The sequence below is a fragment of the Porticoccus sp. genome (genome assembly GCF_965660005.1).
Taxonomy (GTDB): domain Bacteria; phylum Pseudomonadota; class Gammaproteobacteria; order Pseudomonadales; family Porticoccaceae; genus Porticoccus.
Genome location: NZ_CBFHYF010000024.1, coordinates 1 through 26,704, shown reverse-complemented (window position 1 = coordinate 26,704; position 26,704 = coordinate 1). Strand labels below are relative to the sequence as shown.

The 26,704-nt window shown below is 51.6% G+C and carries 21 protein-coding genes and 1 pseudogene; 16 read left to right on the top strand and 6 right to left on the bottom strand.

Going from position 1 to position 26,704, the window contains the following annotated elements; translation table 11 throughout:
• The 4 genes from rnd to ACTF5G_RS06705 form a co-directional block, all read left to right on the top strand.
• Positions 1-1,100: ribonuclease D (rnd, locus tag ACTF5G_RS06720; RefSeq protein ID WP_438952055.1), on the top strand; the 1,100-nt coding region annotated here is incomplete at its 5' end.
• Positions 1,093-1,377: a YcgL domain-containing protein gene (locus tag ACTF5G_RS06715; protein ID WP_438952054.1), complete on the top strand. Its 285-nt coding sequence runs from the start codon at positions 1,093-1,095 to the stop codon at positions 1,375-1,377. The genes rnd and ACTF5G_RS06715, both read left to right, overlap by 8 nt.
• A gap of 13 nt (positions 1,378-1,390) precedes the next feature.
• Positions 1,391-1,837, top strand: coding sequence for a YcgN family cysteine cluster protein (locus ACTF5G_RS06710; protein WP_438952053.1), 447 nt, complete (start codon positions 1,391-1,393; stop codon positions 1,835-1,837).
• 167 nt (positions 1,838-2,004) lie between these two features.
• Entirely contained in the window at positions 2,005-2,376 is a 372-nt protein-coding gene (locus ACTF5G_RS06705; protein WP_438952052.1) for a hypothetical protein, read from the top strand.
• Between the two features lie 14 nt (positions 2,377-2,390).
• Here the strand turns inward: ACTF5G_RS06705 and ACTF5G_RS06700 are convergent, their stop codons facing one another.
• Positions 2,391-4,298 carry an ATP-binding cassette domain-containing protein gene (locus ACTF5G_RS06700; RefSeq protein WP_438952051.1) on the bottom strand — a complete coding sequence of 636 codons (1,908 nt, stop codon included), beginning with the start codon at positions 4,296-4,298 and terminating at the stop codon, positions 2,391-2,393.
• Positions 4,299-4,496: 198 nt separating this feature from the next.
• On the opposite strand from ACTF5G_RS06700, the gene ACTF5G_RS06695 reads away from it, so the two are divergent.
• The 5 genes and pseudogenes from ACTF5G_RS06695 (at position 4,497) to ACTF5G_RS06675 (ending at position 12,036) form a co-directional block, all read left to right on the top strand.
• Positions 4,497-6,179, top strand: coding sequence for an AMP-binding protein (locus ACTF5G_RS06695; RefSeq protein ID WP_438952050.1), 1,683 nt, complete (start codon positions 4,497-4,499; stop codon positions 6,177-6,179).
• Positions 6,180-6,200: 21 nt separating this feature from the next.
• Positions 6,201-10,079: an ATP-dependent RNA helicase HrpA gene (gene hrpA / locus ACTF5G_RS06690; RefSeq protein WP_438952049.1), complete on the top strand. Its 3,879-nt coding sequence runs from the start codon at positions 6,201-6,203 to the stop codon at positions 10,077-10,079.
• Between the two features lie 126 nt (positions 10,080-10,205).
• Positions 10,206-10,397: a hypothetical protein gene (locus ACTF5G_RS06685; protein WP_438952048.1), complete on the top strand. Its 192-nt coding sequence runs from the start codon at positions 10,206-10,208 to the stop codon at positions 10,395-10,397.
• Between the two features lie 20 nt (positions 10,398-10,417).
• A pseudogene (locus tag ACTF5G_RS06680) lies at positions 10,418-11,258 on the top strand (HvfB family MNIO-type RiPP peptide maturase).
• Positions 11,251-12,036 carry an HvfC family RiPP maturation protein gene (locus tag ACTF5G_RS06675; protein ID WP_438952047.1) on the top strand — a complete coding sequence of 262 codons (786 nt, stop codon included), beginning with the start codon at positions 11,251-11,253 and terminating at the stop codon, positions 12,034-12,036. Before ACTF5G_RS06680 ends, ACTF5G_RS06675 begins: the two are co-directional and overlap by 8 nt.
• A gap of 81 nt (positions 12,037-12,117) precedes the next feature.
• Here the strand turns inward: ACTF5G_RS06675 and ACTF5G_RS06670 are convergent, their stop codons facing one another.
• Positions 12,118-13,344 carry a putative porin gene (locus ACTF5G_RS06670; RefSeq protein ID WP_438952046.1) on the bottom strand — a complete coding sequence of 409 codons (1,227 nt, stop codon included), beginning with the start codon at positions 13,342-13,344 and terminating at the stop codon, positions 12,118-12,120.
• 214 nt (positions 13,345-13,558) lie between these two features.
• The gene (locus tag ACTF5G_RS06665) at positions 13,559-14,788 is read right to left on the bottom strand and encodes a putative porin (protein ID WP_438952045.1); all 1,230 of its coding nucleotides are present in this window, start codon (positions 14,786-14,788) and stop codon (positions 13,559-13,561) included.
• Positions 14,789-15,058: 270 nt separating this feature from the next.
• On the opposite strand from ACTF5G_RS06665, the gene ACTF5G_RS06660 reads away from it, so the two are divergent.
• From ACTF5G_RS06660 to ACTF5G_RS06650, 3 genes are all read left to right on the top strand, one after another.
• Complete coding sequence (locus ACTF5G_RS06660; RefSeq protein ID WP_438952044.1) at positions 15,059-15,760, top strand: MlaA family lipoprotein; 702 nt, start codon at positions 15,059-15,061, stop codon at positions 15,758-15,760.
• A 106-nt stretch (positions 15,761-15,866) separates the two neighbouring features.
• Complete coding sequence (locus ACTF5G_RS06655) at positions 15,867-17,042, top strand: PP2C family protein-serine/threonine phosphatase (RefSeq protein ID WP_438952043.1); 1,176 nt, start codon at positions 15,867-15,869, stop codon at positions 17,040-17,042.
• Positions 17,042-17,533, top strand: a complete 492-nt coding sequence (locus ACTF5G_RS06650; protein ID WP_438952042.1) for an STAS domain-containing protein — start codon at positions 17,042-17,044, stop codon at positions 17,531-17,533. Before ACTF5G_RS06655 ends, ACTF5G_RS06650 begins: the two co-directional genes overlap by 1 nt.
• On the opposite strand, the gene ACTF5G_RS06645 is transcribed toward ACTF5G_RS06650, so the two are convergent.
• From ACTF5G_RS06645 to dusA, 3 genes are read right to left on the bottom strand one after another with little or no spacing between them, the layout of a single operon-like run.
• Positions 17,530-17,982, bottom strand: coding sequence for a TerB family tellurite resistance protein (locus ACTF5G_RS06645; RefSeq protein WP_438952041.1), 453 nt, complete (start codon positions 17,980-17,982; stop codon positions 17,530-17,532). The two genes, ACTF5G_RS06650 and ACTF5G_RS06645, sit on opposite strands and share 4 nt — an antisense overlap.
• Positions 17,982-18,935 carry a transaldolase gene (gene tal / locus ACTF5G_RS06640; protein ID WP_438952040.1) on the bottom strand — a complete coding sequence of 318 codons (954 nt, stop codon included), beginning with the start codon at positions 18,933-18,935 and terminating at the stop codon, positions 17,982-17,984. The genes ACTF5G_RS06645 and tal overlap by 1 nt, the downstream gene beginning before the upstream one ends.
• On the bottom strand, positions 18,932-19,963 hold the full coding sequence (gene dusA, locus ACTF5G_RS06635) for a tRNA dihydrouridine(20/20a) synthase DusA (RefSeq protein ID WP_438952039.1): 1,032 nt from the start codon (positions 19,961-19,963) through the stop codon (positions 18,932-18,934). The genes tal and dusA overlap by 4 nt, the downstream gene beginning before the upstream one ends.
• A gap of 148 nt (positions 19,964-20,111) precedes the next feature.
• Between dusA and ACTF5G_RS06630 the strand changes: the two genes are divergently transcribed.
• The 4 genes from ACTF5G_RS06630 to ACTF5G_RS06615 all read left to right on the top strand — a co-directional run.
• Positions 20,112-22,274: a type I secretion system permease/ATPase gene (locus tag ACTF5G_RS06630; RefSeq protein WP_438952038.1), complete on the top strand. Its 2,163-nt coding sequence runs from the start codon at positions 20,112-20,114 to the stop codon at positions 22,272-22,274.
• On the top strand, positions 22,274-23,638 hold the full coding sequence (locus tag ACTF5G_RS06625) for an HlyD family type I secretion periplasmic adaptor subunit (protein ID WP_438952037.1): 1,365 nt from the start codon (positions 22,274-22,276) through the stop codon (positions 23,636-23,638). Before ACTF5G_RS06630 ends, ACTF5G_RS06625 begins: the two co-directional genes overlap by 1 nt.
• Positions 23,639-23,830: 192 nt before the next feature.
• Positions 23,831-25,147 carry a TolC family outer membrane protein gene (locus ACTF5G_RS06620; RefSeq protein WP_438952036.1) on the top strand — a complete coding sequence of 439 codons (1,317 nt, stop codon included), beginning with the start codon at positions 23,831-23,833 and terminating at the stop codon, positions 25,145-25,147.
• 71 nt (positions 25,148-25,218) lie between these two features.
• The coding region (locus tag ACTF5G_RS06615; RefSeq protein WP_438952035.1) for a retention module-containing protein at positions 25,219-26,704 on the top strand (1,486 nt) is incomplete at its 3' end.

The following is a 26,704-nucleotide window of genomic DNA, read 5'->3' as shown; positions in this document are numbered from 1 at the left end:
ATAAAGCCGATGTGATAGCCGTCGATACCGAGTTTATGCGGACCGATACTTTCTACCCGATTCTGGGGCTGATCCAGATTTTTGACGGGCAACAATGTTGGTTGATCGACCCCGTAGCACTGGAATCGCTCGATGAGCTGGGGGCTGTTTTCAGCAATCCGGCAATCATCAAGGTGTTCCACTCCTGCTCGGAGGATCTTGAGGTGTTGCAGCATGTGATGGGCGTTTTGCCACAACCCCTGTTTGATACCCAGATTGCTGCAGCGCTGTCCGGTTTTGGCTTCTTCCGCGGCTATGCTGCGTTAGTGGATGACATGCTGGGTCTTCATGTGCCCAAGGGCGAAACTCGCTCGGATTGGTTGCAGCGCCCACTCAGTGAGGCACAACTGGGTTATGCGGCCTCCGATGTCTATTATTTGTTACCGGTTTATCATTTGTTGGTAGCGGCCCTTAAGAAACTTGATCGGACAATGTGGATGGTCGAGGAGATGGCGGCACTGGTTGAACGTTCGATCCAAACCGATGAAACCGCGGACTATTATCGCAAGGTCAAGGGCGCATGGAAGCTGGAGACAAAAGGGCTGCTGGTATTACAAAAACTTTGCCAGTGGCGAGAGCTCGAAGCGCGGCAACACAATCGCCCCCGCAACCGGCTGATAGCGGATAGGACCCTGCTGGATATAGCCATCTCGCAACCGACCAACAAGCAATCCCTGGGCAATATCGAAGGGGTGTTTCCCGGTTTTTTGCGCCGTTATGGCGACAAATTGCTCTCACTGATTGATCAGGTGCAGTGCGATCATGTTTCAAATTCCAGGCCATTGCCGCCACTGGATACACCTTTGCCAAAGGCGGCCCGGGATCTGGCAAAAACGCTGAGAACAGTTGCCAATGAATGCGCAGAAGCCCGCAACCTGCCGGTCGAAATGCTGGTCAGAAAACGGGATCTTGAAGAGTTGGTTCGCTCGGCTGTCGAGACGGGAAAGCCCTCTCTTTCCAGTACCTTGTGTGAAGGCTGGCGGTACCAGCTAATCGGTGAGATATTGCTGGCAGAGGCTGGCCAACTTTTGGCCTCCGAGGCGAGAAGTGTCAATGACTAAACAATTGTGCAAAATCTATCGCAGCTCGAAAAATGAGGCCATGTATCTCTACGTCGATCATCAGGAGGATTTGAATCGAATTCCCGAGACTTTGTTGCAGCGGTTTGGCAAACCCCGGCTGGCAATGACACTGGCTTTGTCTTTGGAAAAAAAACTGGCCAGAGCCGATATAGCCAAGGTGCTCGAAGCCATCAGGGAGCAGGGCTATTACCTGCAGTTGCCGCCGGGACCAGAGGCTTACATGCAGGAATTGCGCAACAAAAACGACAAGTTTTAATGAGGATTAGCCCTTGAGCGGCAAACCTTTTTGGGAACAGAAAACGCTGGCAGCGATGAGTCGTGACGAATGGGAGCAGCTCTGTGATGGTTGCGCCAGATGCTGCCTGCATAAGCTTGAAGATGAGGAGAATGGCGATATTTTTTATACGGATGTTGCCTGTCAGCTGCTCGACCAGACCAGCTGCCGTTGCGTCGATTACCGGCATCGGCTGGCCCGAGTACCTGACTGTCTGGCCCTGTCACCCGAAAAAATTGATCAGTTTCACTGGCTGCCCGATACCTGTGCGTACCGTTTGCTGGCCTCCGGTCAGCCATTGCAGGCCTGGCATCCGCTGGTCTCCGGTGATCCTGAATCAGTGCATCGAGCAGGTATTTCGGTGCGGGGCAGGGTTGTGACCGAGCTTGCAGTGGCAGGGCATGATATGGAAGACCATGTGGTTCACTGGGTGAACAGCTGATCCGGTTTTTTTAGTTCGCTTTGACATTTTCTGCCAACTGGTTTTTAGTAGCCGCCCGGCTTCTGGTGTTGACTCAAAACATCCCGGGCAACTATCTGTATCAGGTTCTTATTTACTCGCCGATCATGGATTGAATAACGGACGTATCAAAAGGAAAGGAACGTATTATGTATTCAGACGAAAATTATCTTTGGGGGCTGGTGGCCTATTATGTCGGCAGTGCGCTGGTGCTGCTTTTTTTGTGGCGTTTTCGCGAGTTGTTACCTGGCAGGCATTTTCGCAATGTGTTGCTGCTGTTGATTGCCGCCACACTGCTGGTGCCGATCAAGGCTTACTCCGATCTCACCTATCTCGCGCCTGCCTGGTTTGTCAGTCTGTATGAGGGGCTGACCAACGCTTCCGAGCAGGGTTATCTGCGTGGTGCGCTGCCCATCATTGTCTGTTTTATTGCCTCATTGCTGATTTATACCGGTGGACAGCTGATTGCGGGGCAGTCCGCTCGGTCGTCCAGACATGCAGAACAGGAATCGAAGCCCTAGGCAGCCTGTGGGAGCTAAAGCGTCAAGGCTGTTTCAAGTGTTTCCAGTTGTTCGGCCAGTTCCAGCCATTGTGTCTCCAGTAGGGGTCGCTGCTGTTTTAGCTGATTCTGTTCAAACAGCAGCAACCTTAAAGCCTCTTTATTTTCGGGCTGGTACAGGGCCTCATCGGCAAGACGGTTTTCAATATCGCTCATTGCCTGATCAAGCCTAGCCATACGAGACTCTGTTTCGTCCAGGGATTTCCTGAGTGGACGGAGCTGTTGTCTGACTTCCGCATCTTCCCGCCGTTGCTGCTTGCGCTGCAGGGCGGGACCTGGAGATGGTGTTGCTGCGTCTTTCTCACGGGAACGTGACAGCAGCCATTGGGCATAGCTGTCGAGATCGCCTTCAAAGGGTGCCACGTCCCCATCATTGACCAGCATCAACTCGTCGACGGTATTGCGGATCAAATGCCGATCGTGTGAAACCAGCACCATGGCACCGGCAAAGTCCTGTAATGCCATGGTCAGCGCATGGCGCATGTCCAGGTCTAGGTGGTTGGTGGGTTCGTCGAGGAGCAGAAGGTTGGGCTTCAGCCAGACAATAATTGCCAGAGCCAGCCGTGCCTTTTCGCCTCCTGAGAAATGCTTGATCACATCCAGTGCCATGTCACCACGAAAGTCAAAGCGGCCGAGGAAGTTACGTATGCTCTGTTCTGTGGCAGTTGGCGTCAGCCGCTGCAAATGCAGTAGGGGGCTGGCGGACATATCGAGAGCATCGAGTTGGTGTTGGGTAAAATAACCGATTGACAGGTGTTCACCTTCAACACGCTCGCCGCCGAGGGGCTGTAAATCACCAGCAAGGGTTTTGATGAGTGTCGATTTACCGGCACCGTTGGCGCCGAGCAATGCTATCCGGCTGCCCGGATGCAATGTCAGGCCGACTTCTTTGAGAATGGGTGTATCGGGATAGCCCACCACACTTTTACTGAGTGATAGCAGGGGGTTGCTGGTGCGCTCGGGTGCAAAAAATTCAAAGTCGAACGGTGAATCAATATGCGCGGGAGCCATGGTCACCATCCGCTCCAGCTCCTTCAGACGACTCTGGGCCTGACGTGCCTTATTGGCCTGGACTCTGAAGCGTGCGACGAACCGGTTGATTTCTCCGATACGACGCTGCTGTTTTTCATAAATGGCTTGCTGTTGAATGAGTCGCTCACTGCGCTGGCGCTCAAATGCCGAGTAGTTGCCGCGGTAGCTGAAGAGGCTGGCGTGTTCGATATGAAAAATCTCCCCGCAGACATTGTCGATAAAATCCCGGTCATGGGAGATCAGCAGGACGGTGCCGGGATAATTCTGCAGCCATCGCTCCAACCAGAGGGTCGTATCCATATCCAGGTGATTGGTCGGTTCGTCGAGCAGCAGGAAATCGGATGGGCACATCAACGCCCTGGCCAGATTCAGGCGAATTCGCCAGCCCCCGGAAAAGCGGCTCACCGGGGAAGCTCTTTCTGCCGCTGAAAAGCCCAGCCCCTCCAGCAACTGTTCCGCCCGCAGTGGCGCGGTATAACCATCGATCTCGTCCAGTGTCTGATGCAGGTTGGCCAGCCGGTCGTTGGCCTGATCTGTTTCGGCTTGGGCGATGTCTGCCTCCAGATTGCGCAGGACCTGATCACCATCAATCACAAAGTCCAGCGCAGCCCGATCGGTTGTCTGCACCTCTTGTGCCATATGGGCCATGCGCCATTGACCGGGGACCTGCAGAGTGCCTTCCTCTACCGTCAACTTGCCCAGAAGCAGGCTGAAAAGGCTCGATTTTCCAGCACCATTGGCGCCAATCAACGCTATTTTTCGACCCGGATGGATGGTCGCACTGGTTTTTTCCAGTAGCCGTTTGGTGCCCCGTTGCAGGGTAATATTGTCCAGAATGATCATGGTCGGCATTATGCCGGATCCGTGGTTTTTACGCCGCATTGACGGATGACGTTTGCAGTGCTTTTGACAATTAATTCAGTGAAGACCAGTAAACCACTATAAGTTCTGTTGTACGTCCGCCGGCCATTTCGTTAGCATTGGTAATCGGGCTAAAACCATTGCAGGATGACCCGAGCGGTAAAAACATAACAATCCCGGGGGTGAGCAATGTCTGAGAATCAGCAGCCAATGGATGTGAACGACGCAGTGCAGAAATCCTGGCAGCACTATGGACTGCCCGCCAGTTTGCCGCCCTGTGATTTCCAGTCACTGCTGGATGTGCTGGCGGATGCAGTGTCGCACTTTCCGGATAATCCTGCGGTAACCTCCCTGGGAGGAACGTTAAGTTTTGCCGAGCTGGATACGCTTTCCTCGCAATTTGCCGCTTATTTGCAGCAGCATACCGAGCTAAAGCCCAGTGATTGCCTGGCCATTCAGATGCCCAGTCTGATCCAGTATCTGGTGGTGGCCTACGGTGCTTTTAAAGCGGGTCTGGTGGTAGTGAATATCAACCCGATGTATACCGAAGTGGAACTTGACTACCAGCTTAATCACGCCGGGGTCAAGGCGGTGGTGGTGTTTGACCGCTTCCTGGGCATAGTGGAAGCCGTACGTGACCAGACGCCGGTGGAAACCGTGTTTGTCACCAGCCCCTTCGATCTTCATTCACCCTTTAAACGCCGACTGATGAGCGTGGTGCTCAAACTGATGGGTAAAGCGGTAAAGCCCGGTCGCGCAATTCCCTTTCAGCAGGTATTTGCCGAGACCTCACCCGCCGAGTATCAACCGGTTGAGCTGACGCTGGACGATATGGCGCTGTTGCAATACACCGGTGGGACAACCGGTGTCTCCAAACCCGCCATCATCAGTCATGGCAATATGGTCAATGTCACTCGCCAGGCCTGGGTATTGCTTGAAATGTCGGGTCTGGAGCGGGGTAAAGAGCGGATTGTTTCACCGTTGCCGCTCTATCATATCTATGCCTTTGCGCTGTCTGTTACCACCGGTGTGTATATCGGGGCTCACTCCCTGTTGGTGCCAAATCCCAGAGATATCAAGGGCTTTGTCAAACTGTTGAGGCGCTGGCCCGCCACGCTGTTTTCCGGACTCAATACTCTGTTTGTGGCATTGCTCAAACATCCCGATTTTACCCGCATCGATTTTTCCGGCCTGAAAATTACCCTGTCGGGCGGTTCCGCTCTGGCCAGTGGCACCGGCAAGGCCTGGCAGGACAAGACCGGCTGCGAGATCAGCGAGGCCTATGGTCTTACGGAGGCCTCGCCGATTGTGTCATTCTCTCCGCCGGGTTCAGGCAAAGCAGGTTCGGTGGGGATTGCCCTACCAGAAACAGAATTGCGCATCGTCGATGAGGAGGGCAGGGCGTTGAGCGTTGATGAACACGGTGAGCTCTGGGTACGCGGTCCGCAGGTGATGTCCGGCTATCTGGATTTCCCTGAAGAGACAGCCAAAACCATTACTGACGAGGGTTGGCTGAAAACCGGTGATATCGCATCAGTGGACCGGGATGGGTTTCTCCGCATCCACGACCGCAAAAAAGACATGATCAGTGTGTCGGGTTTTAACGTCTACCCCAATGAGATTGAAAACGTGGTGTCGCATCATCCCGACATCAGTTACTGTGCGGTCGTTGGCGTGCCAGACGAGCACTCGGGCGAAGCAGTCAAACTGTATCTGGTTAGCACCAATCCAAAGCTGACAGCGGACGATATGCATGATTACTGTGCGAAGCAGCTGGCCCGCTATAAATTACCGAAATACATTGAGTTCCGGGATGAGCTGCCGCTTTCCAACGTGGGTAAGGTTTTGCGTCGGGAGTTGCGTGACAGCTGACCGGATGGCACGAACGCAACGATGACAGACGATGTTTCACAATGGCGGGACAGGATTGCTCTGTGCCTCGGGGCTGATCGTGGGCCGCTGACCCGGCAACTGGACAAGATCGCCCGGCGGGCTGCGCAGGATAGGCCGTTTGATCGGGAGATGAAGGCATTTTTGGCACGGCTGGAAAAATCCAGTCAACAGTATCAAGCACGTCTGGCCAGTGTGCCGCCGCTGAGTTACCCCGAAGATCTTCCCATTGCTGCCCGTCGGGAAGATCTTCGCAAAGCGATTGCCGACCATCAGGTGGTGATCGTGGCCGGGGAAACCGGCTCCGGTAAAACCACCCAGTTACCCAAAATCTGTCTTGACCTCGGTCGCGGCATCGCCGGGATGATCGGTCACACCCAGCCGCGCCGCATTGCGGCCCGAACGGTGGCCAACCGTATCGCCGAGGAGTTACAGCAACCACTGGGCGAAACGGTCGGTTACCAGGTTCGTTTCAGTGAGCAGAGCGGTGACAACACGCTGGTCAAACTGATGACGGATGGCATTTTACTCGCCCATATTCAGCATGACCGACTGCTACTCCGCTACGATACCCTGATTATTGACGAGGCCCATGAGCGCAGCCTGAATATCGACTTCCTGCTCGGTTACCTGAAAAATATTCTCCCCCAGCGTCCCGATCTGAAAGTGGTTATCACTTCTGCGACCATTGACGTGGAGCGCTTCTCCCGACATTTTGATGACGCACCGATTATCGAGGTATCCGGTCGCACCTATCCCGTGGACGTTGAGTATCGTCCGGCCGACGAAGATCGGGACCTGTCGCTACAGGTGCTGGATACGGTGGAAGAGATACTGGCGTTGCCGAAGCGGGGTGACATCCTGGTATTCCTCAGCGGTGAGCGCGAGATTCGTGAAACAGCCAATCTGTTGCGCAAGGCACAATTGCCACACCTTGAGGTGGTGCCACTCTATGCCCGTCTGAGTCTAACGGAGCAGGGCCGGGTATTCTTGCCCCATAAGGGTGTGCGGGTAGTACTGGCCACCAATGTGGCGGAAACCTCCCTGACAGTGCCTGGCATCCGTTATGTGATTGACCCAGGCACGGCCAGAATCAGTCGCTACAGTTATCGCACCAAGGTACAACGGTTGCCGATAGAACCGGTTTCCCAGGCCAGTGCCAACCAGCGCAAGGGGCGCTGTGGCCGGGTCAGTGAAGGGGTTTGCTTCCGACTGTACAGCGAAGCGGACTTCAATAACCGTCCGGCCTATACCGATCCCGAAATTGTCCGCACCAACCTGGCTTCAGTCATTTTGCAAATGCTGCAGTTGAAAATTGGTGATATCCGTGACTTTCCATTTGTGGAGGCACCGGACCAGCGGCTGATCAACGACGGTTTCAGCCTGTTACAGGAGCTGCACGCGGTTACCCCGCAGGGCGAGTTGACCGAGACAGGGCGGCAACTCTCCCGTATCCCGGCTGATCCGAGGTTGGGCCGGATGTTGCTTGCAGCCGGTAAAGAAGGGTCCCTGCGTGAATTGTTGGTTATCGTCTCCGCGCTCAGTGTTCAGGATCCCCGGGAGCGGCCCGCCGACAGGCAGCAGGCCGCCGATGAAAAACATCGCCAGTGGCGGGATAAACACTCGGATTTTATGGCCTTGTTAAACCTCTGGAATACGATGGAAGACCAGCGCCAGGCATTGGGGCGCAACCCGTTTGACAGGTATTGCCGACAGCAGTTTGTATCACCGTTGCGAATCAGGGAGTGGCGGGATCTGCATCACCAGTTGCACCGTTATTGTCGCGAGCTCAAGTTACCTGAAAACCGTGATTCAGCAGACTATCCTGCAATCCACCGAGCCCTGTTAACCGGTTTGCTGGGGCAAGTGGGGTTCCGCCACGATAATCGGGAATTTCTCGGCCCGCGCAATCGCAAGTTTCATGTTTTTCCCGCCTCCGGGCTGTTTAAAAAACCACCCAAGTGGTTAATGGCGGCAGAAATTATCGAGACGTCCAAACTGTATAGCCACGTTAATGCCGCGATTGAACCTGAATGGCTACAGGAACTGGCGGCCCACCTGATCAAGAAAAGTTACAGCGAGCCCCATTACAGTGCCCGGCGGGGGCAGGTGATGGCCTTTGAACAGCAGACGTTGTATGGCCTGCCGATTCTCACCAGAAAACCCTGTAACTACAGTGCCATTGACCCCCCTGTGTGCCGGGACATTTTCATCCGTGCCGCACTGGTGGAAGGCGAGTATCGGGGGAAGGGTGCATTTTTCGACCACAATCAATCACTGCAGGAAAATCTCGAGGACATGGAATCGCGAATCCGCCGTCGCGATGTGCTGGTGGATGACGAGGTGATGTACCAGTTTTACCAGGAGCGTCTGTCCGCCCATATTGTCAATCTGAAAGGTTTTGAAAAGTGGCGCACCGAGGCGGAAAAACAGGACCCCAAACTGTTGTGGATGGATGAGTCTCTGTTGGTCCAGCGAGAACTTGATGAAAACCTTGAGGCCCAGTACCCGAATCACCTCGAGTGGCAGGGCACTGTCTATCCGCTGAGTTACCATTTTGAGCCGGGTCATCCCGAAGACGGGGTGAGTGTGACCGTTCCTGTCAGTATCCTTCATCAGTTGCCAAATTACCGTTTTGAGTGGCTGGTGCCGGGTATGCTCAGGGATAAATGTATCGCCTTGCTCAAGGGGTTACCGAAATCACTGCGTCGCCATTTCGTGCCAGTTCCCGGTTTTGTGGACAAGGCACTGGCGGGTCTGACGGTGGGTGATTCCCCCCTCGCCGAGTCCCTTGGACATCAGTTGAAAAGGCTCTCCGGTGTGACGGTTGCCGATGAGCAGTGGCAGCAGGTTGAGCTGGAGCCCATATATTCCATCAATATCCGTCTGATTGATGAACAGGGTGAATTGTTGGCGATGGGCCGCAACCTGACCGAGCTTAAAGCGACTTACCGGGGGCGGATATCCCGAATGATCAATGAATCCTCCGTGGACAACATTGAGCAAAAAGATCTCTCCGGTTGGACATTTGATGTGTTGTCAGCGAGTTTCACCATCCGGCAGCAGGGACTGGCTATTCGCACCTATCCGGCACTGGTTTGTGACGGAAACCGGGTGGACTTGAAGTTGCTGGATAATCCGGCAAGAGCCGCCAATGAAACGCTCAGGGGGCTGCTGAAACTCTATCAGTTGAGTTATCCGCAGGGGGTGAAATACCTGCGCAAAACGTTGCTGAAGGGGTGCGATTTGTCGTTGAAAGCTGCCCATTTTCAAAGTCGCGAGCATCTGCTCGGTTCGCTGATCGACGCAGCCTATTACCGCACCCTGGTGGAGCCAAACCCTGTGCCGAGGAACCGCGCAGCTTTTGAACAGCAGCTGGTTGAGGGTAAGGCCGGGATTGCCGGTGCCGCCCTGCAACTCGAACAACTGTTGCTCAGCTGTCTGCCCCTACGGGCAGATGTGTATCGAGTCATTAAAAAGCTCGGGCTTGTTGTTTTACCCGCAGCGTCGGACATCAACCGACAGATTGATGGCCTGTTCCGCGACGGTTTCTTGCTGGATGTGCCCACGGAATGGTTGCAGCAATACCCGCGTTACCTAAAGGCGATCCCGGCCCGACTTGAAAAACTACCGGGCCAGCCGGAGAAAGATCGACAGTCTGTGCAACAGTTGGTAAAACTGGAGGATCGTCTCTACCCTTGGTTCAGCAAATGGGATGACCTCGCCGATGACGTTCGCGAGGAAGTGTGGCAACACTACTTTATGTTGCAGGAATACCGTGTTTCACTGTTTGCTCAGCAACTGGGTACCCGCATGCCGGTTTCGGATAAACGTATAACTGCCCACTGGCTCGAGTTGGAATCAATGCTGACGGGGAGCTGATTCGGTGTGTTTCTTGAATCGAAACTGAATCGGGAAACTTATTCTGTAGCGCCCAGTCTGATTTCAGAGTCTTTAATGTTCTGCCGAAGGCTCTATCAGTCAATTAACCTAAATGGAGATGAATTTATGACCAGGCGTAATCTGAATCCACTGGCGGCGGCGGTTGGTGCCGCGTTTATGGCATCCGTTGCCCTTTCTCCAATGGCATCTGCCACCGAAAATCCCTTTCAGGCTACAGAGCTGGGTGCAGGCTATAAATTGGCCGGTGACCATGGCGAAGGCAAATGTGGTGGGGGCAAGTGTGGCGGCCAGGGCTAAGCTGACCCGCGTCTAACATTATGTCTGATCGACAATACCCCGTTCAGGGGGCGGGGCTGGGATTGCGGCGAACGCTGATGGGTTCGCTGCCTTCCTCGTTCTCTGAATGTATCGATTTTATGGAGGTAGCACCGGAAAACTGGATTGGTGTGGGTGGCCGTCTGGGGCATCAGTTGCGCGGTTTTACGGAACGTTACCCCTTTGTTGATCGGTTCGCCTGCACCGCTGGATTTTGAGCTGCTGTCCAGAATCAAGGCTTTTCTCGAGCTGCATCAGGTGCGTTGCTACACTGAACATCTGAGTTATTGCAGCGACCATGGCCACCTCTACGATTTGATGCCAATCCCTTTTACCGAGCCTGCCGTTCACTATGTGGCCGGAAGGATTCGTCAGGTTCAGGATTTTCTCGGTCGCCGTATCGCGATGGAGAACGTGTCCTACTATGCGGCCCCCCAACAGGAAATGTCCGAAATTGACTTTATCAATGCCGTTGTTGCAGAGGCCGACTGTGATCTGTTGCTGGATGTGAACAACATTTACGTGAACAGCATCAACCATCGCTATAACGCGGAGGAGTTCCTTACGCAATTACCGGGGCATCGGGTGGTCTATGTCCATATTGCCGGTCACTACAAAGAGGCGGAGGACTTGCGAGTCGATACCCACGGCGCGGATGTTATCGACCCTGTATGGCACCTTCTCGACGCGGCCTACCAACATTTTGGCGTTCTGCCAACCCTGCTGGAACGGGACTTCAACATGCCGCCCGTACCTGTTTTGCTAGGGGAAGTGGCGCGTATCCGACAGTCTCAGCAGTCAGCCATGCAGTCCAGTGAACGTGAAATAGTAGCCAATGCCTGAATCCTCCCCTGATCAATCAGGTCTACAAGCATACCAGCAAACGCAGTTTGTCTTTGCCGCACACCTGCGGGACCCGGCCGTCAATCCTGCTCCTCTTGATATTGAAGATCGGCGCATGAAGATCTACCGGGAGCTGGTGTACAACAATATCGAGTCTTTTATCGCAACCGGTTTCCCCGTCTTGAGGCAGTTAATTGCTGATCAGCCATGGCATGACATGATTCGCGATTTTGTCAGCCGACACTGCAGTCATTCACCCTATTTTCTGGAGATCAGCCAGGAGTTTCTCAAATATCTTCAGGAAGAGCGTCAGCCTCTGGTGACGGACCCCCCGTTTATGCTGGAACTTGCCCATTATGAATGGGTAGAGCTGGCGCCTGATGTCTCAGAGGAAAATATACCGGAGTCGTTGTTGGCTCCAGCAGATTTGATGACAGAGACATTGCAGGTTTCGCCACTGGCATGGCGTTTATCCTATCAATACCCGGTCCACATGATTGGACTGGAATACCAGCCAAGAGAGCCACCCGAGCAGCCGACGTTTCTGGTTGTGTATCGCAACCGGGAACACCGGGTAAAATTCCTTGAGACCAACGCGGTGACAATCCGGCTGTTACAGTTGCTGGAGTCCCCGCACTGTAGAGGCATGGCTGCCCTGCAAGCGACTGCGGCTGAGCTCAAGCATGACAACCCCGAGGCAATTATCCGTCACGGAGGCCAGTTGCTCGAGCAGCTCTATCGGCTGGATATTGTGATCACCCCCGTCAAAGCGCCATAAAAAAACGGCCCCGCAGGGCCGTTTAAAGTGGGAGATGGTGTGGATTGGTTGATGCATTTCAACCAGTCCGGGTGCTGCAAATTAAAACTTGGTACTCAGATCCAGCTGGATGCGGTCATAATCGATCTCCTCATCTCTGGTGAAGTCTCCATACTCGTTCTTGAAGTAAGTGACAGCGAGTTTGGTGTTTTTGCTCAGACCAAGACCGGCACTGAATTTGTGGCCCTTGACATCTGTGCCGCCACCACCAAAGTCGGAATCAGCAAAGGCTGCAAACACGGCATCGGCTTCCAGGTCTTCGTAGGCATAACCAAAGTCCCAGTCACCTTTACCCTTGATTTTTCCCAATTTGACGCCCAGCGCGTAACCGGTATCTTCCTTGGCATCACTGTCAGTATTTTGTACAAAGTCGGCAAACAGTGTGGTTGGAATGCCGGCGAGATTGGTTTTCAGTTCAGCGAACACTTCGGCAACTTCATAGTCAAGTGCGTGCAAACCACCCACGTTGGAGTTGCCGAAGAAATCACCATCGACGAAAGATGCGCTGCCTTCAACCGGAATGTAGAAATAGCTGGCGCCGATTTTATAGGAGGTTGTATCGGAGATGCTGCCATTAAAACCAATTTGGGCACCATACATTTCTTCAATATCACCGGTGCCATCGCTGCCATCATCGCTGTTGAGGAAGTGATAGGCGGCTATGGCCCAGATGGTGCCATTGTCGTAGGACAAATGACCGCCTTCAGGACGGTAGTCGCCATCCCATACCAGACCGTGCTTGGCGGGAGCGTAGAAAGGATTTTTGGTTTTACCAGCTACCAAGTTCAGGTTGTTGGCAAAATTCCAGTCAATCCAACCCATGTCCAGATTGATGCCCTTGGAGCTACCTCCGCCGCCCAGTGTCTGGTTGGAAGAAACAGGATCATCGCTGCCGCTGGCTAGTGCGACGCCCGCTTTGACTGTGTCAGTCACCTGCGCGGTAACACCAATCCTGGCACGCAGACGGTTGCGATTGCGTTCATCGTCGCGGCGATCATCATCAATACCTTCGTAGCGGTAACGAACATCACCAGACCATACAACAGTATCGGCCCATGAGGCAGCCGGTTTTGCTGTGGCGACCATCTTGTCCATTTTTTCTTCTTGAGTCTTGGCCGCGTCAGCGATGGCGTTGTAGTCTTCAGCGCTGATGGTGCCTTTATCCCGCAATACTTTCAGCAGATCCAGCATGGGGTCTGCCTGAACAGGCAAAACGGCGGCACTTAACATGGCACCGGTGATTAAGATTGCAGATGTTTTTGATTTCATTGGGTCGTTCTCCTCAAATAACTAAACGCGTTTAGCCTGATTGCTTCAGACAGGAGAACTTTATGTCGCGATTGTTTCAGTGCCGTGATGATTTGGTGACAGTTTGGTGACAATTAAGGCTCCGGTGAATTGGATAGCAGTAAAGCTTGCAGAGTGTCCATAAACAGAAAATGGCCCAATTGGGCCATTTTCTGATGTTGATCGAACGATCGGTTTAGAATTTCGCCTCGACATTGAGTTTGATGGCGTCATAGTCACTTTTCTCGCCTTCACCCCTGACTTTGCCGATTTCGGTATCGTAATAGGAGATACTCGCGGTAGTGTTCTTGCTGAGGCCAAGATAAGCGCCGTATTTATGACCCTTCACATCGGTGCCACCGCCCGCGAAATCCGAATCAGCAAAGGCAGCAAAAACAGCGTCCGCCTCCAGGTCCTGATAGGTGTAGCTGAAAGCCCAGTCGCCCCTGCCTTTTACCTTGCCAAGTTTGAATCCGGTTGCGTAGCCCGTATCTTCATCGGCGTCGCTATCGGTATTTTTGACGTAATCGGCAAACAACATGGTTGGTATGCCGGCAAGCTTGGTGCTCAGTTCGGCAAAGACTTCGGCAACTTCATAATCCAGTGCATGAGTTCCGTCGATTTCCGTGTTGCCAAAGAACTCGCCATCCTCAACAAAAGAAACACTGCCTGCTACAGGTATATAAAAGTAGCTGGTGCCAACCTTGAGAGATGTTTTGTCGGATATCTTTGCGTTGTAGCCTAATTGTCCACCAAACATTTCTTCGATGTCGTCTGTCCCTTTGCTGCCATCGTAACTGTTCAGAAAATGATAGGCCGCGATAGCCCAGACCGAGCCATTGTCATAGGACAGGTGCCCACCTTCTGGACGGTAGTCTCCATCCCATACCAGACCATTAGCTCCCGCGCTATAAAAAGGGTTTTTGGTTTTGCCGGCCACCAGGTTCAGATTTTCAGCAAAATTCCAGTCAATCCAGGCCATATCCAGGTTGATCTGCTTTGAACTGCCGCCTCCCCCCAGAGTCTGGTTCGCAGAGGTTGGCGAATCACTGCCGCTGGCCAGAGCCACGCCCGCTTTGATGTCGTCGGAAACCTGGGCAGTGAGACCAATGCGCGCACGTATCCGGTTGCGGTTGACGTCATCGTAAGCACTGTCTTTGTCCGTCTGTTCGACCCGATAACGAACATCGCCGTGCCACTGAATTCTGTCGGCCCAGGAGGTTGCAGGTTTAGCGGTGGCTACGACCTGGTTGGTTTTTTCCTCCATTACTCTGGTTTTTGCCTCCATTTCATTGAGGCGTTCAGTCAGGGCGGCAACCTGGTTCCTCAGTTCCTGTAGGGTTGCCTCGTCTGCGTTGGCGAATAGAGCAGGGTAAAGAGTGAATCCGCTAACGGCTAGGAAAATGGCAGTACGTTTCATAGTCATGATTCCAATCTTGTTAATTTAAAAAATCTGATATCTCGATATCGTCAGTTTTTCTTTGTCTTTCCTGTTTTCCCGAAACAGGTAGGAACTGGTGTTGGTATATTAATGTGTCAGATTTATGACACAAGGTTATTGCCCGCTGAAAGGTATAGATCGACGGATATAAAGCAGATTGTTTTGGGTGATTGCGGTATACCTGTAAATGATCCGCGTGTAGAATTGCAGAAGTTCGTTGTTATCAGATTATAAAAAGTAGGGAGAATACCCGAGATGAAAAAAATAGTGCTGTTGCTGGCCAGCGTTATGCTGTCTATCCACGTGTTAGCGGAATCATCGGGAAATCCCGATGATCCTTGGGAAGGTTTCAATCGCAAGGTGTTTGCTTTCAACGATACCGTGGATACCTATACGCTGAAACCTATTGCCAAGGGTTACAAGGCTATTACGCCTGATCCGGTGGAGCGTGGCGTCAGCAGAATGTTTTCCAATGTTGGCGAGGTGGTCAATGTTTTCAATGACCTGATGCAGGGAAAGTTCCGCCAGGCGGGTAACGATACCGGACGTTTTGTTATCAATACCACAATTGGTCTGGTGGGGTTCTTTGATGTGGCTGATCACTTTGGCCTGCCTAAAAACGATGGTGAAGACTTTGGCCAAACCCTGGGTGTTTGGGGTGTGAACAGTGGGCCTTACCTGGTACTACCTTTGTTTGGTCCCAGCACTCTACGTGATGGCCCGGCCAGAATTGTCGATCGATTTATCAATCTCATTAATGAAATAGACCATGTGCCAACAAGAAATCAGATATACGTTGCCGAGGTGATATCTACTCGTGCAGATTTGCTTGAGGCTGAAAAGTTTGTTCGCGGTGAGCGCTACAGCTTTATCCGTGACGCCTATTTGCAGCGTCGTCAATTTCTCCTGTCTGATGGCGGCGTAGAGGATGATTTCGGGGACTATAAGGATTTTTAGCCCCCGGTTGATTCTCTTTACCAATCGGCAGTTGCCTTAACAGGCAGCTGCTGGGAAGGGCATGGAGCTTATACCTGAAAAACTGGATATCAGTTCCGAGTAACCTATGGATAAGAACGGCAAACTGTTTATTGTTGCCGACAGCCAGGATAAATGTCATACCTTGAACGCGCACCTGGTCGACACCGGTTGGCGTGTTTCAACTTTTGATAAGCCTGAAAATGCCCTAGCATCGATTAAAATCGAGCATCCCGGTCTAGTGGTGGTTGATCTGCCGCTTTCTGTTGTCCGTGAGAAGTTCGCCTGTCTTGCGTCTCAGGATGTTGATATTGCCTATGTGGTCGTGCTTCCGGAAACGGATCCCCGGGATGTGGTTGCGCTATTTCATAACTATGCAGCGGACGTAGTCATTAAGCCATTTGATGGTGACCAGTTTCGAAAAGCCGTCGAGCGTGCGTCAAACTGTAAAAGCCTGATGGTACAAAACCGTCAATACCGAGAACAGCTTGAAATAGCCAACCGGGAGTTGGAGGAGAGCCTCCGGATCCTGGAAGTTGATCAAATGGCTGGTCGACAGGTACAGAGCAGCCTTCTGCCGGTGACGCCGCTCTATCATGGTGACTACGAAATTGCGCACCGAATTGTGCCATCGCTGTTTTTGAGTGGTGACTTTGTCGGCTACAACGTTATTTTTGATCGTTACATGGTGCTCTATGTGGCCGATGTTTCTGGTCATGGTGCATCATCTGCGTTTTTAACTGTCCTGTTGAAATTTATCCTCAATCGTATCTTGCGGAGACATATCAGTCACAATGATCACGGCGCCATGACCAGAGCCCCGGAAGGTTTTATCGAGCATATCAACAAGCAGATTATGGCATTGGGACTTGATAAACACCTGACCATGTTTTCTGCTTCCATAGATATGGAACAGAATATTTTGCGTTATTCGGTTGCTGCCCATATGCCCATGCCGGTGCTGGTTACCGGTGACCAGGTTTCCCTGTTGCCGGGTAAAGGTAAACCCATTGGTATCTTCTCCGAGTGCCAATGGGACGTCGAAGAGATAAACCTGCCGGAAAAGTTTGTCCTGACCGTTGTATCAGATGGTGTGCTGGAATTTTTGCCGGGCAAGTCCTATAGTGAAAAACAGCAGTTCATTGCTGATGTGGTGGCTAAATCAGACGGATCCATTGAAGCAATTTGTGAAGGTTTGTGTATCAATCAGTTAAAAGATGCGCCGGATGATGTCACCGTTCTGACTGTACGCAGGGGGTATTAGTGCAACCGGGCAAGATTCTGGTTTCTCACCATGACGATGTTTATCTTATCAAGTTGGTGGGGGACGTGCGCGTTACCCTTTGTACTTCGCTGAACAATTATATTGATGCCATCTTTCAGACCGGAAATGTATCTGAAGTGGTGATTGATATGCTGAATGCTGTTGCTGTCGATAGCACGACGTTGGGTTTACTGGCCAAACTTGCCATCTATAGCCATGAACATTTTGGTATCAAGCCGACAGTTTTCTGTGATGACGAAAGCCTGTATCAGGTACTTGCTGTGATGGGGCTGGATGAAATTTTTGATATTATCCAGGAGTCATCAGCGTCAGCCGCAGATTACCTAGAGCTGCCGGATATTAGCTCGGAAGTAGAGGTGGAAGAAGTTCGGGACCGTGTGCTTGAGGCGCACCGTTTGTTGTCTGTATTGAATGAGCGAAATCAACAGGAGTTTATCGATTTGATCCGCTCTCTTGAGCAACCCCATTAGTGCCTGATTTCCTGTCGGGCACGGTGTTTCGCCTGAATAAAATCTGTGTGTGATACGTACAGTAAATCGGAAATCCGTCGAATCAGAGCCTCTTCATGTTTGTCCAGATAACTGTCGGCATAGGCAACTCGCCAAAGGTTTTCAACCAGTTCTCTTTTTTCATGTGCATTGAAATGATCATTGATCAGCCGGGTGAACTGAAATAGTGACGTGGCATCGTTGACCTCCCTGTGAGCGAGCGTGACCAGGGTTTCGATTTCCTCATGGGGCAGGGAAAACCGGGTTTCCAGTAGTTGCCGAATAATGTCCTGTTCTTGTTCATCAAAAGTTCTGTCGATCACCATTACTTCAACCATCAGAGCTGCTGCCGCTAATTGTTGGCGGTGGACAGGCTCGCCATCGGGCTCATCAATTCTGGTAGAAAAAAACTGTTTTATTTGGTCTATCATTAAGCTGTTTCTCCAAGCAACCGCTTCTCCAGCTTGTCCTGATCAGCGATGAAATTGCGTATTCCCTCGGCGAGTTTTTCGGTTGCCATTGCGTTGTTGTTCAAGTGACAACGAAAGCCCGCTTCATTAACCTGCTCATAGTTGATCAATTCACCGGTCCTGTCCGGATGGAGCTGTCGCACCAGCTCACCACTGTCACTGTTCAATGCTTCCAACAGTTGCGGGCTTATGGTCAAACGGTCACAACCGGCCAGGGCCTCAATTTCGCCGGTATTTCGAAAACTGGCGCCCATGACAATGGTGTCGTAATGGTGTTGTTTGTAAAAGTTGTAAATCGATTTTACCGAGAGAACGCCGGGGTCTTCCTCCGGCAGGTACTCTGTTTTACCGCTGTGAAGTTTATGCCAATCGAGAATTCGACCTACGAAAGGGGAAATCAGAAAAGCACCTGCATCGGCTGCTGCTGCTGCCTGCTCAAAACTGAAAAGTAGCGTTAAATTGCACTGTATACCGGATTTTTCGAGTCGTTCTGCTGCTCGAATCCCCTCCCAGGTTGCCGCGATTTTCAGCAGGATTCTGTCGCTGGCGATCCCGTCGTTCTGGTATTTCTCCACTAGGCTCATACCACGGGCAATGGTCGCTTCCGTATCGAATGAAAGGCGTGCATCAATTTCTGTTGAGACCCGGCCGGGAATGACCTGAAGTATTTCACGGCCGATGCCTACCGCCAGCGCATCCATGCATTCCGGGAGCCAGTCTGTTTGAGTTTGCTGCCTGGCCTGCTTCATAGATTGCTCCAGCAGGGGGCGATAACGTTCCAGTTCGGCAGCTTTTAGAATCAGGGATGGATTGGTAGTGGCATCAACGGGTTGATAGAGGTCAATGGCGTCTATGTCGCCAGTATCCGCAACAACGACAGTCATTTCTCGCAATTGCTCCAGTTTGCTGATCATATTTTAAACTCGGTATGTTGTGTATGATTTTGAGTGCTCTGCATTGCGGACACGGCACTATATAGAACATCTATACCGGCATTTGGCCGGTGAGCATGCTCACTGATATAACGCCGAAACTTTTTCCCGCCGGGCATACCCTGATAGAGGCCAAGAATATGCCTGGTCATATGGCTGAGCTTTGTGCCTTTGGCCAGTTCTTCTGCCATAAAAATTGCAAAACCCTCCAGGACTTCCTCTCTGGTGGGCTTAGGATGGAGGTCGCAGTATATTTCCTGGTCAATTTCTGCCAATAAATAGGGGTTATAGTATGCCTCGCGGCCCATCATGACACCATCGATGTGCTCAAGATGTCTCTTAGCTTCATTCAGTGATGTAACGCCACCATTCAGGATGATTTCCAGCTGTGGAAAATCCTTCTTCAGGCGATAAACGTTCATATAGTCCAGTGGTGGAATCTGGCGATTCTGTTTGGGACTTAACCCTTTCAACCAGGCTTTGCGTGCATGAACAATAAAAGTCTGACATCCCGCATCGGCAACAGTGCCGACAAAGTCGCACAGAAAGGCATAACTGTCTTGCTCGTCAATGCCGGTGCGGTGTTTGATGGTGACAGGTGCTGTGCTCACTTCCTGCATGGCTTGGAAACACTGGGCGACCAGCCCGGGATCTTTCATTAAAATTGCCCCGAACTTGCCCGACTGTACCCTGTCGCTGGGACAGCCGCAATTCAGATTGATCTCGTCATAGCAGTAACTGCTGGCAATGTTAACGGCCGTAGCTAGCTCGAGAGGATCGCTGCCGCCAAGTTGCAGGGCGACAGGGTGTTCGGCCGAGTGAAACTGTAAATGCCTTGGTCTGTCGCCGTAGATCAATGCCCCGCTGGTGACCATTTCCGTGTAGAGTAGGCTGCGTCTGCTCAGTAACCGGTGAAAGTGACGACAAAACCGATCGGTGTATTCCATCATCGGGGCGATAGAGAATCGGCGACTTACAGGGTGGATTGACTGGCTGTTATGGATAGGCATAAGTACAACTGGTTTGTCGGTGAAGTGGGCATTTCAGCCAGTGATTATATCGACAAAACAATCAAAATAACCGTGTTGGGTCTTCAGTCACTGACATGACAGGATGGCTCCGCCATCGTCATTGAGCATTCAGGAAGAATATATAGTTATGACCACGCCTGAGCAAAAACAAGAATATCATCAGGATACGGCAGAAATTAATACACATGAGCTGATGGATTGCCTGCTGCTGCTGGCTGGTCTGGAGGGCCGTCCAACGTCGCTTTCCGCGCTGTCGTCCGGATTGCCCCTAGTGGATGGAAAACTTACCCCAGAGTTGTTTAATCGGGCTGCAAACCGTGCTGGCCTGGCCTCTATTTTGCTCTCCCGGCAACTGGAAAATATTCCGCCAGAGGTCTTACCCTGTGTTCTGGTACTGAACAACGGCCAGGCTGTGGTTTTATCCAGTCTGGATACTTCTTTGCAGTTGGCTGTATTAACCGATCCTCGCACCAACACTTCCGAGCAGGTTGATTTCAAAACGCTCAAAGCACTCCACAGCGGCCATGTTTTCTACGTCAGGCCGATGCAGCAGTTTGACTCCCGCACACCAAAAATTTATCAGAAAACCGGGGATCACTGGTTTTGGGGTGTCATGCGCAGCTCATGGAAGATTTATCGCGATGTGTTGCTGGCCTCCTTCCTGATTAACCTGTTTGTTTTGGCGCAACCCCTGTTTGTGATGAATGTCTACGACCGGGTAGTGCCCAACAATGCAGTGGAAACTCTTTGGGCGCTGGCTATCGGCGTATTCATTGTCTACATGTTTGACCTAGCCTTAAAACTTTTGCGTGCTTATCTGGTGGAGTTGGCTGCAAAACGTTCTGATGTGGTGCTCTCTGCACAACTGCTCGAAAAAGTGCTTAACCTCAAAATGTCTGCGAGGCCCAACTCCACTGGTGCGTTTGCGTCCCGTCTGCACGATTTTGATATGCTGAGAAATTTTGTCACCTCTTCTACCATACTGACCTTGATCGATTTGCCGTTTGTTATTCTCTTTATGGTATTCATCTGGTACCTGGGCAGTTGGTTAGTGTTTGTCCCGCTGGCAATTTTTCCGATAGCCCTCTATCTGGGTTTGCGAGCGCAGAAAAAACTACGTCCCACCATCGAAAATGTCATGCGGGGCAGTGCCAAGAAAAATGCTACATTGATCGAAAGTCTGGTGGGCATTGAGACCATCAAAACACTGGGTGCTGAAAGTCAGATTCAGCGGGTCTGGGAGCAGGCTGTAGGGTATGTTTCACAATGGAGCCTGCAATCTCGCCTGACTTCCAACAGCGCGCTTCAAGCTGTCCAGTTCCTGCAGCAGATAGCCATGGTCGCCATCGTTGTCTGGGGTGTTTATTTGATTGCCGACCAGAATCTCACGCTTGGTGGCCTGATTGCCTGTGTAATATTGAACGGACGTGCACTGGCCCCGTTAAGCCAGATTGCCAATTTGTTGGTCAGTTACGATCATGCCGAGGCAACGCTTAAGTCCCTGAATGAGGTCATGGCTCTGCCGGTTGAGCGCGAGCCGGAAAAACGTTATCTGACTCGCCCTGTTTTTCAGGGAGACATTCGTTTTAAGCAGGTGACATTTAGTTATCCGGAACAGCCGCGTGTGGCTCTTGAAAACGTCAACATTACTATCAACTCCGGCGAGAAAGTCGCGATTATCGGTCGGATTGGCTCCGGTAAGTCGACGCTAGCCAAACTATTGATACGCTTGTATGAACCTTCCAGCGGGTCGGTGCTGATGGATGGCTTCGATATTAACCAACTCGATCCGGCAGATTTGCGTCACAACGTGGCTTATGTCGCTCAGGATGCAAAACTTTATTTTGGCACCGTGCGAGAGAATATAACATTTGGCTTGAATGGTATCACGGATCAGCAGGTGGTCGATGCCGCAGAACAAGCCGGGATACTCGAACTGGTCAATAGCCATCCGCTGGGTTTTGAAATGCCGGTAGGTGAGCGAGGTGAAACGCTTTCCGGTGGCCAGCGCAGCGCCATCGCGATGGCTCGGATATTCCTCCGTAAGCCCCGTATTTTAGTGATGGATGAGCCGACCTCGGCGATGGATCAAGGGACTGAAGAGCGCCTTACTCAGCAGATAAAAACCCAGTTTTCGGACAGCACATTGCTGCTTATTACCCATAAAATGAGCATGTTAAACTTGGTTGACCGCCTGATTGTGGTTGACCGGGGCGTGATTATTGCCGATGGCCCGAAGTCGGAAGTGCTCGCGGCGCTCAAGGAAGGCAAGATCAGAGGGAAAGGCTAATGCCCAATCAGCAGCTTGAAAAATTGCGGCGTCAACTGAACAAGACTTCTGCTGTCGATCTGAAGTATATGTCCTACTCCTCCGAAGCAGTCCTGAAACAGTCTCCAATTGTCTCTCAGGTATTATTGTGGGTGATCGCTGCCTTTCTGGTCATTATGTTGATCTGGGCCAGTCTGGCCAGAATCGATGAATTCACCCGGGGGGAAGGAAAAATTGTTCCCTCGAGCAACATCCAGATAGTCCAGAATCTTGAGGGTGGCATACTGGCTTCTCTGTTTGTCACCGAGGGAGAGGTTGTCGATCGTGGCCAATCACTCTTGCAAATTGACGATACGATTTTTGCATCCACATACAGGGAACGCTCTTTACAGGCTGAACAGTTGACGGTCAAAGCGGCTCGGTTGCGAGCCGAGGCCAACAGTACCGAATTTGATGAAGAGCTGGAGAAATTGGGTGGTGCCCGCAATGAAATATTGGTAGTCAGTGAGCGAGCGTTGTACGAGTCAAGAAAGCAGGCACATCTTTTGCAGTTGGAGGGTCTGAACCATAAAGTTGTACAAAAGAAGCAGGAGCTGTCTTCCATGCGGGTTAATCGGCAAAGCCTCTCTGACAGTTATCGTTTGCTCCATCAGGAGCTCGAATTTACCCGTCCTCTGGTCGCCCAGGGTGCTGTTTCTCAAGTGGAATTGCTTCGATTACAGCGCCAGGCCAACGATCTGAAAGGCGAGTTGGACAGGGCAGCCATCTCAATCCCTCAGCTTGAATCTGCTTACCGTGAAGCCATCAAAAATGTTGAAACCTACTCACAGACGTTTGCCAGCGAGTCCCGGGCAGAATTGAACGAGGTGATGGCCGAACTTGGTCGAATTGGTCAAAGCAATCAGGCGTTGGAGGATCGGGTGAACCGGACACTGGTCCGTTCGCCTATGAAAGGCATCGTCAAGCAGATCAAAGTCAAAACGATTGGCGGCATCATACAGCCGGGTGAAGATCTGGTTGAGATTGTGCCGTTTGATGATTCTTTGCTGGTAGATGCCCGTGTGTCGCCTTCCGATATTGCTTTTATCCACCCCGAACAGCGGGCGACGGTTAAATTCACCGCCTATGACTTTTCTATTCACGGTGGCCTCTCTGCCAAAGTGGCCAGGATCAGCCCGGATACAATTGTGGATGAAGAGGGCGTCAGCTACTACCAGGTAAGGTTGCGGACTGACAGCAGCCATCTGGGCAATGAATCTGAGCCCTTGCCAATCATTCCGGGGATGACGGTTCAGGTCGTTATTCTGACCGGTCAAAAAACCATTTTGAATTACCTCTTAAAACCTATACTGAAAACAAAGGAGCTCGCCTTCAGAGAACGGTAGGAGATAAAACATACAACAACGAAGAATTTTGTCATGCGGATCAAAAATTCATCTTATATTGCAATAAGTGGTCGTAAGTTGCTCCTGAACGGCAACTGTTCCATATAGCTAATGTGATATAAGTTTCATAATAGAATTCGTGTAAGTTTAGGGGCTTAAGTGAAACTCGGTCTTGTTTAAGGAAGACATACTATGTTCAAGCGTTATATAACAATCGTTGCCATCACCTTTGGTGTGCCAAGCTTTGTATTGCAGGCGCAGGCGTCGACACTTGATTTGCGTGATGCAATTGCCGAAACCCTGCAGTCCAACCCCGAGGTCCAGGCGGAACTGCGTGAAGTAGACGCAAGGGACAGACAAATAAGGGAAGCACTGGGTGGCTATTACCCGTCTGTCGACTTGTTGGCCGGGTTTGGCTTTCAGGAAAGAGACCCCACATCACGCCAATTTTCTGATCCCGACCGCACCCGCAATGAGTTGGAGCGTCACGAAGCTCAGATTAATGTCAAGCAACTGGTGTTTGACGGCTTCAATACGCCAAATGAACATAAAAACCAGATTGCTCGCCATGAAAGCGCCGGACATCGTGCCTATTCCGTCGGTGAGAACATTGCCCTGGAGGTGGTCAGGTCCTATCTTGAAGTGACCAAGCAGCAAGATATTCTTGCGTTGGCCAAGCAGACGCTGGCAACGCATGAAGACATTTACAGCAAGATGAAAAAGCGTGCTGATTCCGGTGTGGGCAGTACAGCTGATTTTGATCAGATATCCGGTCGACTGGCGCTGGCTAAAACGAACGTGATCAATCAGACAGCGAATCTGCTGGATGCCAAAACAAATTTTCAGCGTGTTGTTGGTCGTTACCCTCAAGAAGGTGAATTGGCTGCGCCAGGAACCTACAGTAAATATTTGCCTGCCACGGTTGATGACGCTATTACCAAAGCTATCGAGGCCCATCCATTGCTGAAATCTGCTGCGTCTGACGTCAAAGCGGTGAACTTTCAGTACGAGCAGACAAAAAGTACTTTCTACCCCCAGTTCCATGTGGAGCTCGAGCGTGACCTGAACAAGAATATCGATGGTGTAGATGAGCAGGTTGATGATCTGACAGTCATGCTGCGTATGCGTTACAACCTGTATCGTGGTCGCTCGGACGAGGCGAAAAAACAGCAATTTGCCTACCTGGTAGAAAAAGCGAAAGAAGTGCGTAACAACACGCATCGTCAGGTCGAGCAGGAAACCCGCCTGGCCTGGGTTGCTTACGAGGCTGTTCGCGACCAAATCCCGGCACTTGAAGATTATGTTCGGGACTCAGAGGCAACCAAATCAGCATATATCCAGCAGTTTGATTTAGGTCGCCGCACACTGCTTGATCTTTTGAATACTGAAAATGAAATGATTACTGCCAAACAGTCACTGGTGACTGCCAGACAGGATCTACTTTTTAATGAGTACAGGATATTCCGCGCCATGGGAGAATTACTCTATACCGTTGGCGTAGAACTTTAATAGTGAGTTGCACGTCTAATTTTTAGTCGTGCCATCAAGTAAAGCCGGATTGAGCCGGGAGGGTTGAAATCATGAACGAGCAAATTTCACAAGGAAGCACCACCGAGTCCAATCAAGAGCAGAAAATCCTTGGATTTGTGGCATCGACTGAGGGCGCGACAGTCGTTGTTGTATCTGCAGACGGTTCCCTCCGTGAGCTCAAAGTTGGTGACCCCATTCATGAAGGTGATGTCCTTCAAGTCACTGACGGCAGTCATATCACAATCAGTTTTGCCGATGGCTCCGTTCGCCAGCTGAATAGTGGTGATTCTTTTGTTGTCGGCCTGGACAGCTACGAACAGTTGGCAGCTATCGAGTCCGGTGAAGAAGAAAACCCCGAGTTTCAAGACTTGTTGGCCGCTTTGGCTGTGGGTGAGGACATTGCCGAGGGTCAGGAAGCAACCGCTGCCGGTGCTGAAGGCGGCACTTCTGGCACGGGTGATGAAATTGGTCAGGGTTTGCAATTTTCACTGCTTGGCGGGGAGGTTACGCCAACAGCGGGCATTGATCCCGACTATGCGCCACCGCCCCTCCCTGACCCAACTGCAAATAGCGACATTCAGGATAGCGTAGCAGCTCCTGTTGTAAGCGTGTCTGTTGAAGTGGCGGTGGATGTAGAACAACCCTCGAATGGTGGGGAGCCGCCCACGGTGCCAAACCCGGATTTTCCCGTTATTGTCAGTGGCAACACGGCTAGCGTGCTGGAAGGTACGAATGGCGAAGTGGGGCGTGATATCACCTTCCTCCTGCAATTAAGTGAACCTTTTGACCAGGACGTCGAAGTTACCTACCAGTTGGTCCCTGGAACGGCCGAATATCCCACAGATTGGTTCGATGGCGAGCTGACGAATACCATCACCATTCCTGCCGGGGAAACCAATTTTCCGGTAACAGTTACCATCGTTCAGGATCACCTGGATGAAGGTGGAGAAGGGACTTTTGAATCTTTCCAGATCCAGATTCTCAGCGCTACCAATGCAACGGTGAACCCCGATGCAAGTAGTGCGATAGTCAATATTTACGATGATGATTCTACCCCTGTAGCAAATGCAGATACCAATTGGGGACAGGAAGATATAGTTGACGTGGCTGGTAACGTCTTGTCTACAAAAGACTATTCTACAGGCGCGCCGGATGACGGTACCTATGGCGATGTGGCCGACACCGAGGATGATGGCGATACTTTGTTTGTCACCAACATTAGTTTTGGCGGTGAAAGTGAAGCGATTGCTGCCGACACAACCTCCGCTGATGGCACTGAAATAGATGGCCTGTACGGTACGCTGACGATTGGTGCCGATGGCAGTTATAGCTATGTAATAGATAATAGTGATGATGCCGTTGATGGTCTCAACGATGGTGACACGCTACAGGATACGTTTACATATACCGTTACTGACACCTACAACACCGCCCAAACGGCAACCCTTGGAATTACTATTTTCGGTGCCAACGATGCGCCGGTAGCGGTGGCGGACACGAACTGGACGGTAGAGGACGTGGGTTCGGCGGTGACGG

Coding starts and splice junctions, on each gene's coding strand:
- ACTF5G_RS06715 (WP_438952054.1), top strand. CDS start 1,093: ATGACTAAACAATTGTGCAAAATCTATCGCAGCTCGAAAAATGAGGCC.
- ACTF5G_RS06705 (WP_438952052.1), top strand. CDS start 2,005: ATGTATTCAGACGAAAATTATCTTTGGGGGCTGGTGGCCTATTATGTC.
- ACTF5G_RS06700 (WP_438952051.1), bottom strand. CDS start 4,298: ATGCCGACCATGATCATTCTGGACAATATTACCCTGCAACGGGGCACC.
- ACTF5G_RS06695 (WP_438952050.1), top strand. CDS start 4,497: ATGTCTGAGAATCAGCAGCCAATGGATGTGAACGACGCAGTGCAGAAA.
- hrpA (WP_438952049.1), top strand. CDS start 6,201: ATGACAGACGATGTTTCACAATGGCGGGACAGGATTGCTCTGTGCCTC.
- ACTF5G_RS06685 (WP_438952048.1), top strand. CDS start 10,206: ATGACCAGGCGTAATCTGAATCCACTGGCGGCGGCGGTTGGTGCCGCG.
- ACTF5G_RS06675 (WP_438952047.1), top strand. CDS start 11,251: ATGCCTGAATCCTCCCCTGATCAATCAGGTCTACAAGCATACCAGCAA.
- ACTF5G_RS06670 (WP_438952046.1), bottom strand. CDS start 13,344: ATGAAATCAAAAACATCTGCAATCTTAATCACCGGTGCCATGTTAAGT.
- ACTF5G_RS06665 (WP_438952045.1), bottom strand. CDS start 14,788: ATGACTATGAAACGTACTGCCATTTTCCTAGCCGTTAGCGGATTCACT.
- ACTF5G_RS06660 (WP_438952044.1), top strand. CDS start 15,059: ATGAAAAAAATAGTGCTGTTGCTGGCCAGCGTTATGCTGTCTATCCAC.
- ACTF5G_RS06655 (WP_438952043.1), top strand. CDS start 15,867: ATGGATAAGAACGGCAAACTGTTTATTGTTGCCGACAGCCAGGATAAA.
- ACTF5G_RS06645 (WP_438952041.1), bottom strand. CDS start 17,982: ATGATAGACCAAATAAAACAGTTTTTTTCTACCAGAATTGATGAGCCC.
- tal (WP_438952040.1), bottom strand. CDS start 18,935: ATGATCAGCAAACTGGAGCAATTGCGAGAAATGACTGTCGTTGTTGCG.
- dusA (WP_438952039.1), bottom strand. CDS start 19,963: ATGCCTATCCATAACAGCCAGTCAATCCACCCTGTAAGTCGCCGATTC.
- ACTF5G_RS06630 (WP_438952038.1), top strand. CDS start 20,112: ATGACCACGCCTGAGCAAAAACAAGAATATCATCAGGATACGGCAGAA.
- ACTF5G_RS06625 (WP_438952037.1), top strand. CDS start 22,274: ATGCCCAATCAGCAGCTTGAAAAATTGCGGCGTCAACTGAACAAGACT.
- ACTF5G_RS06620 (WP_438952036.1), top strand. CDS start 23,831: ATGTTCAAGCGTTATATAACAATCGTTGCCATCACCTTTGGTGTGCCA.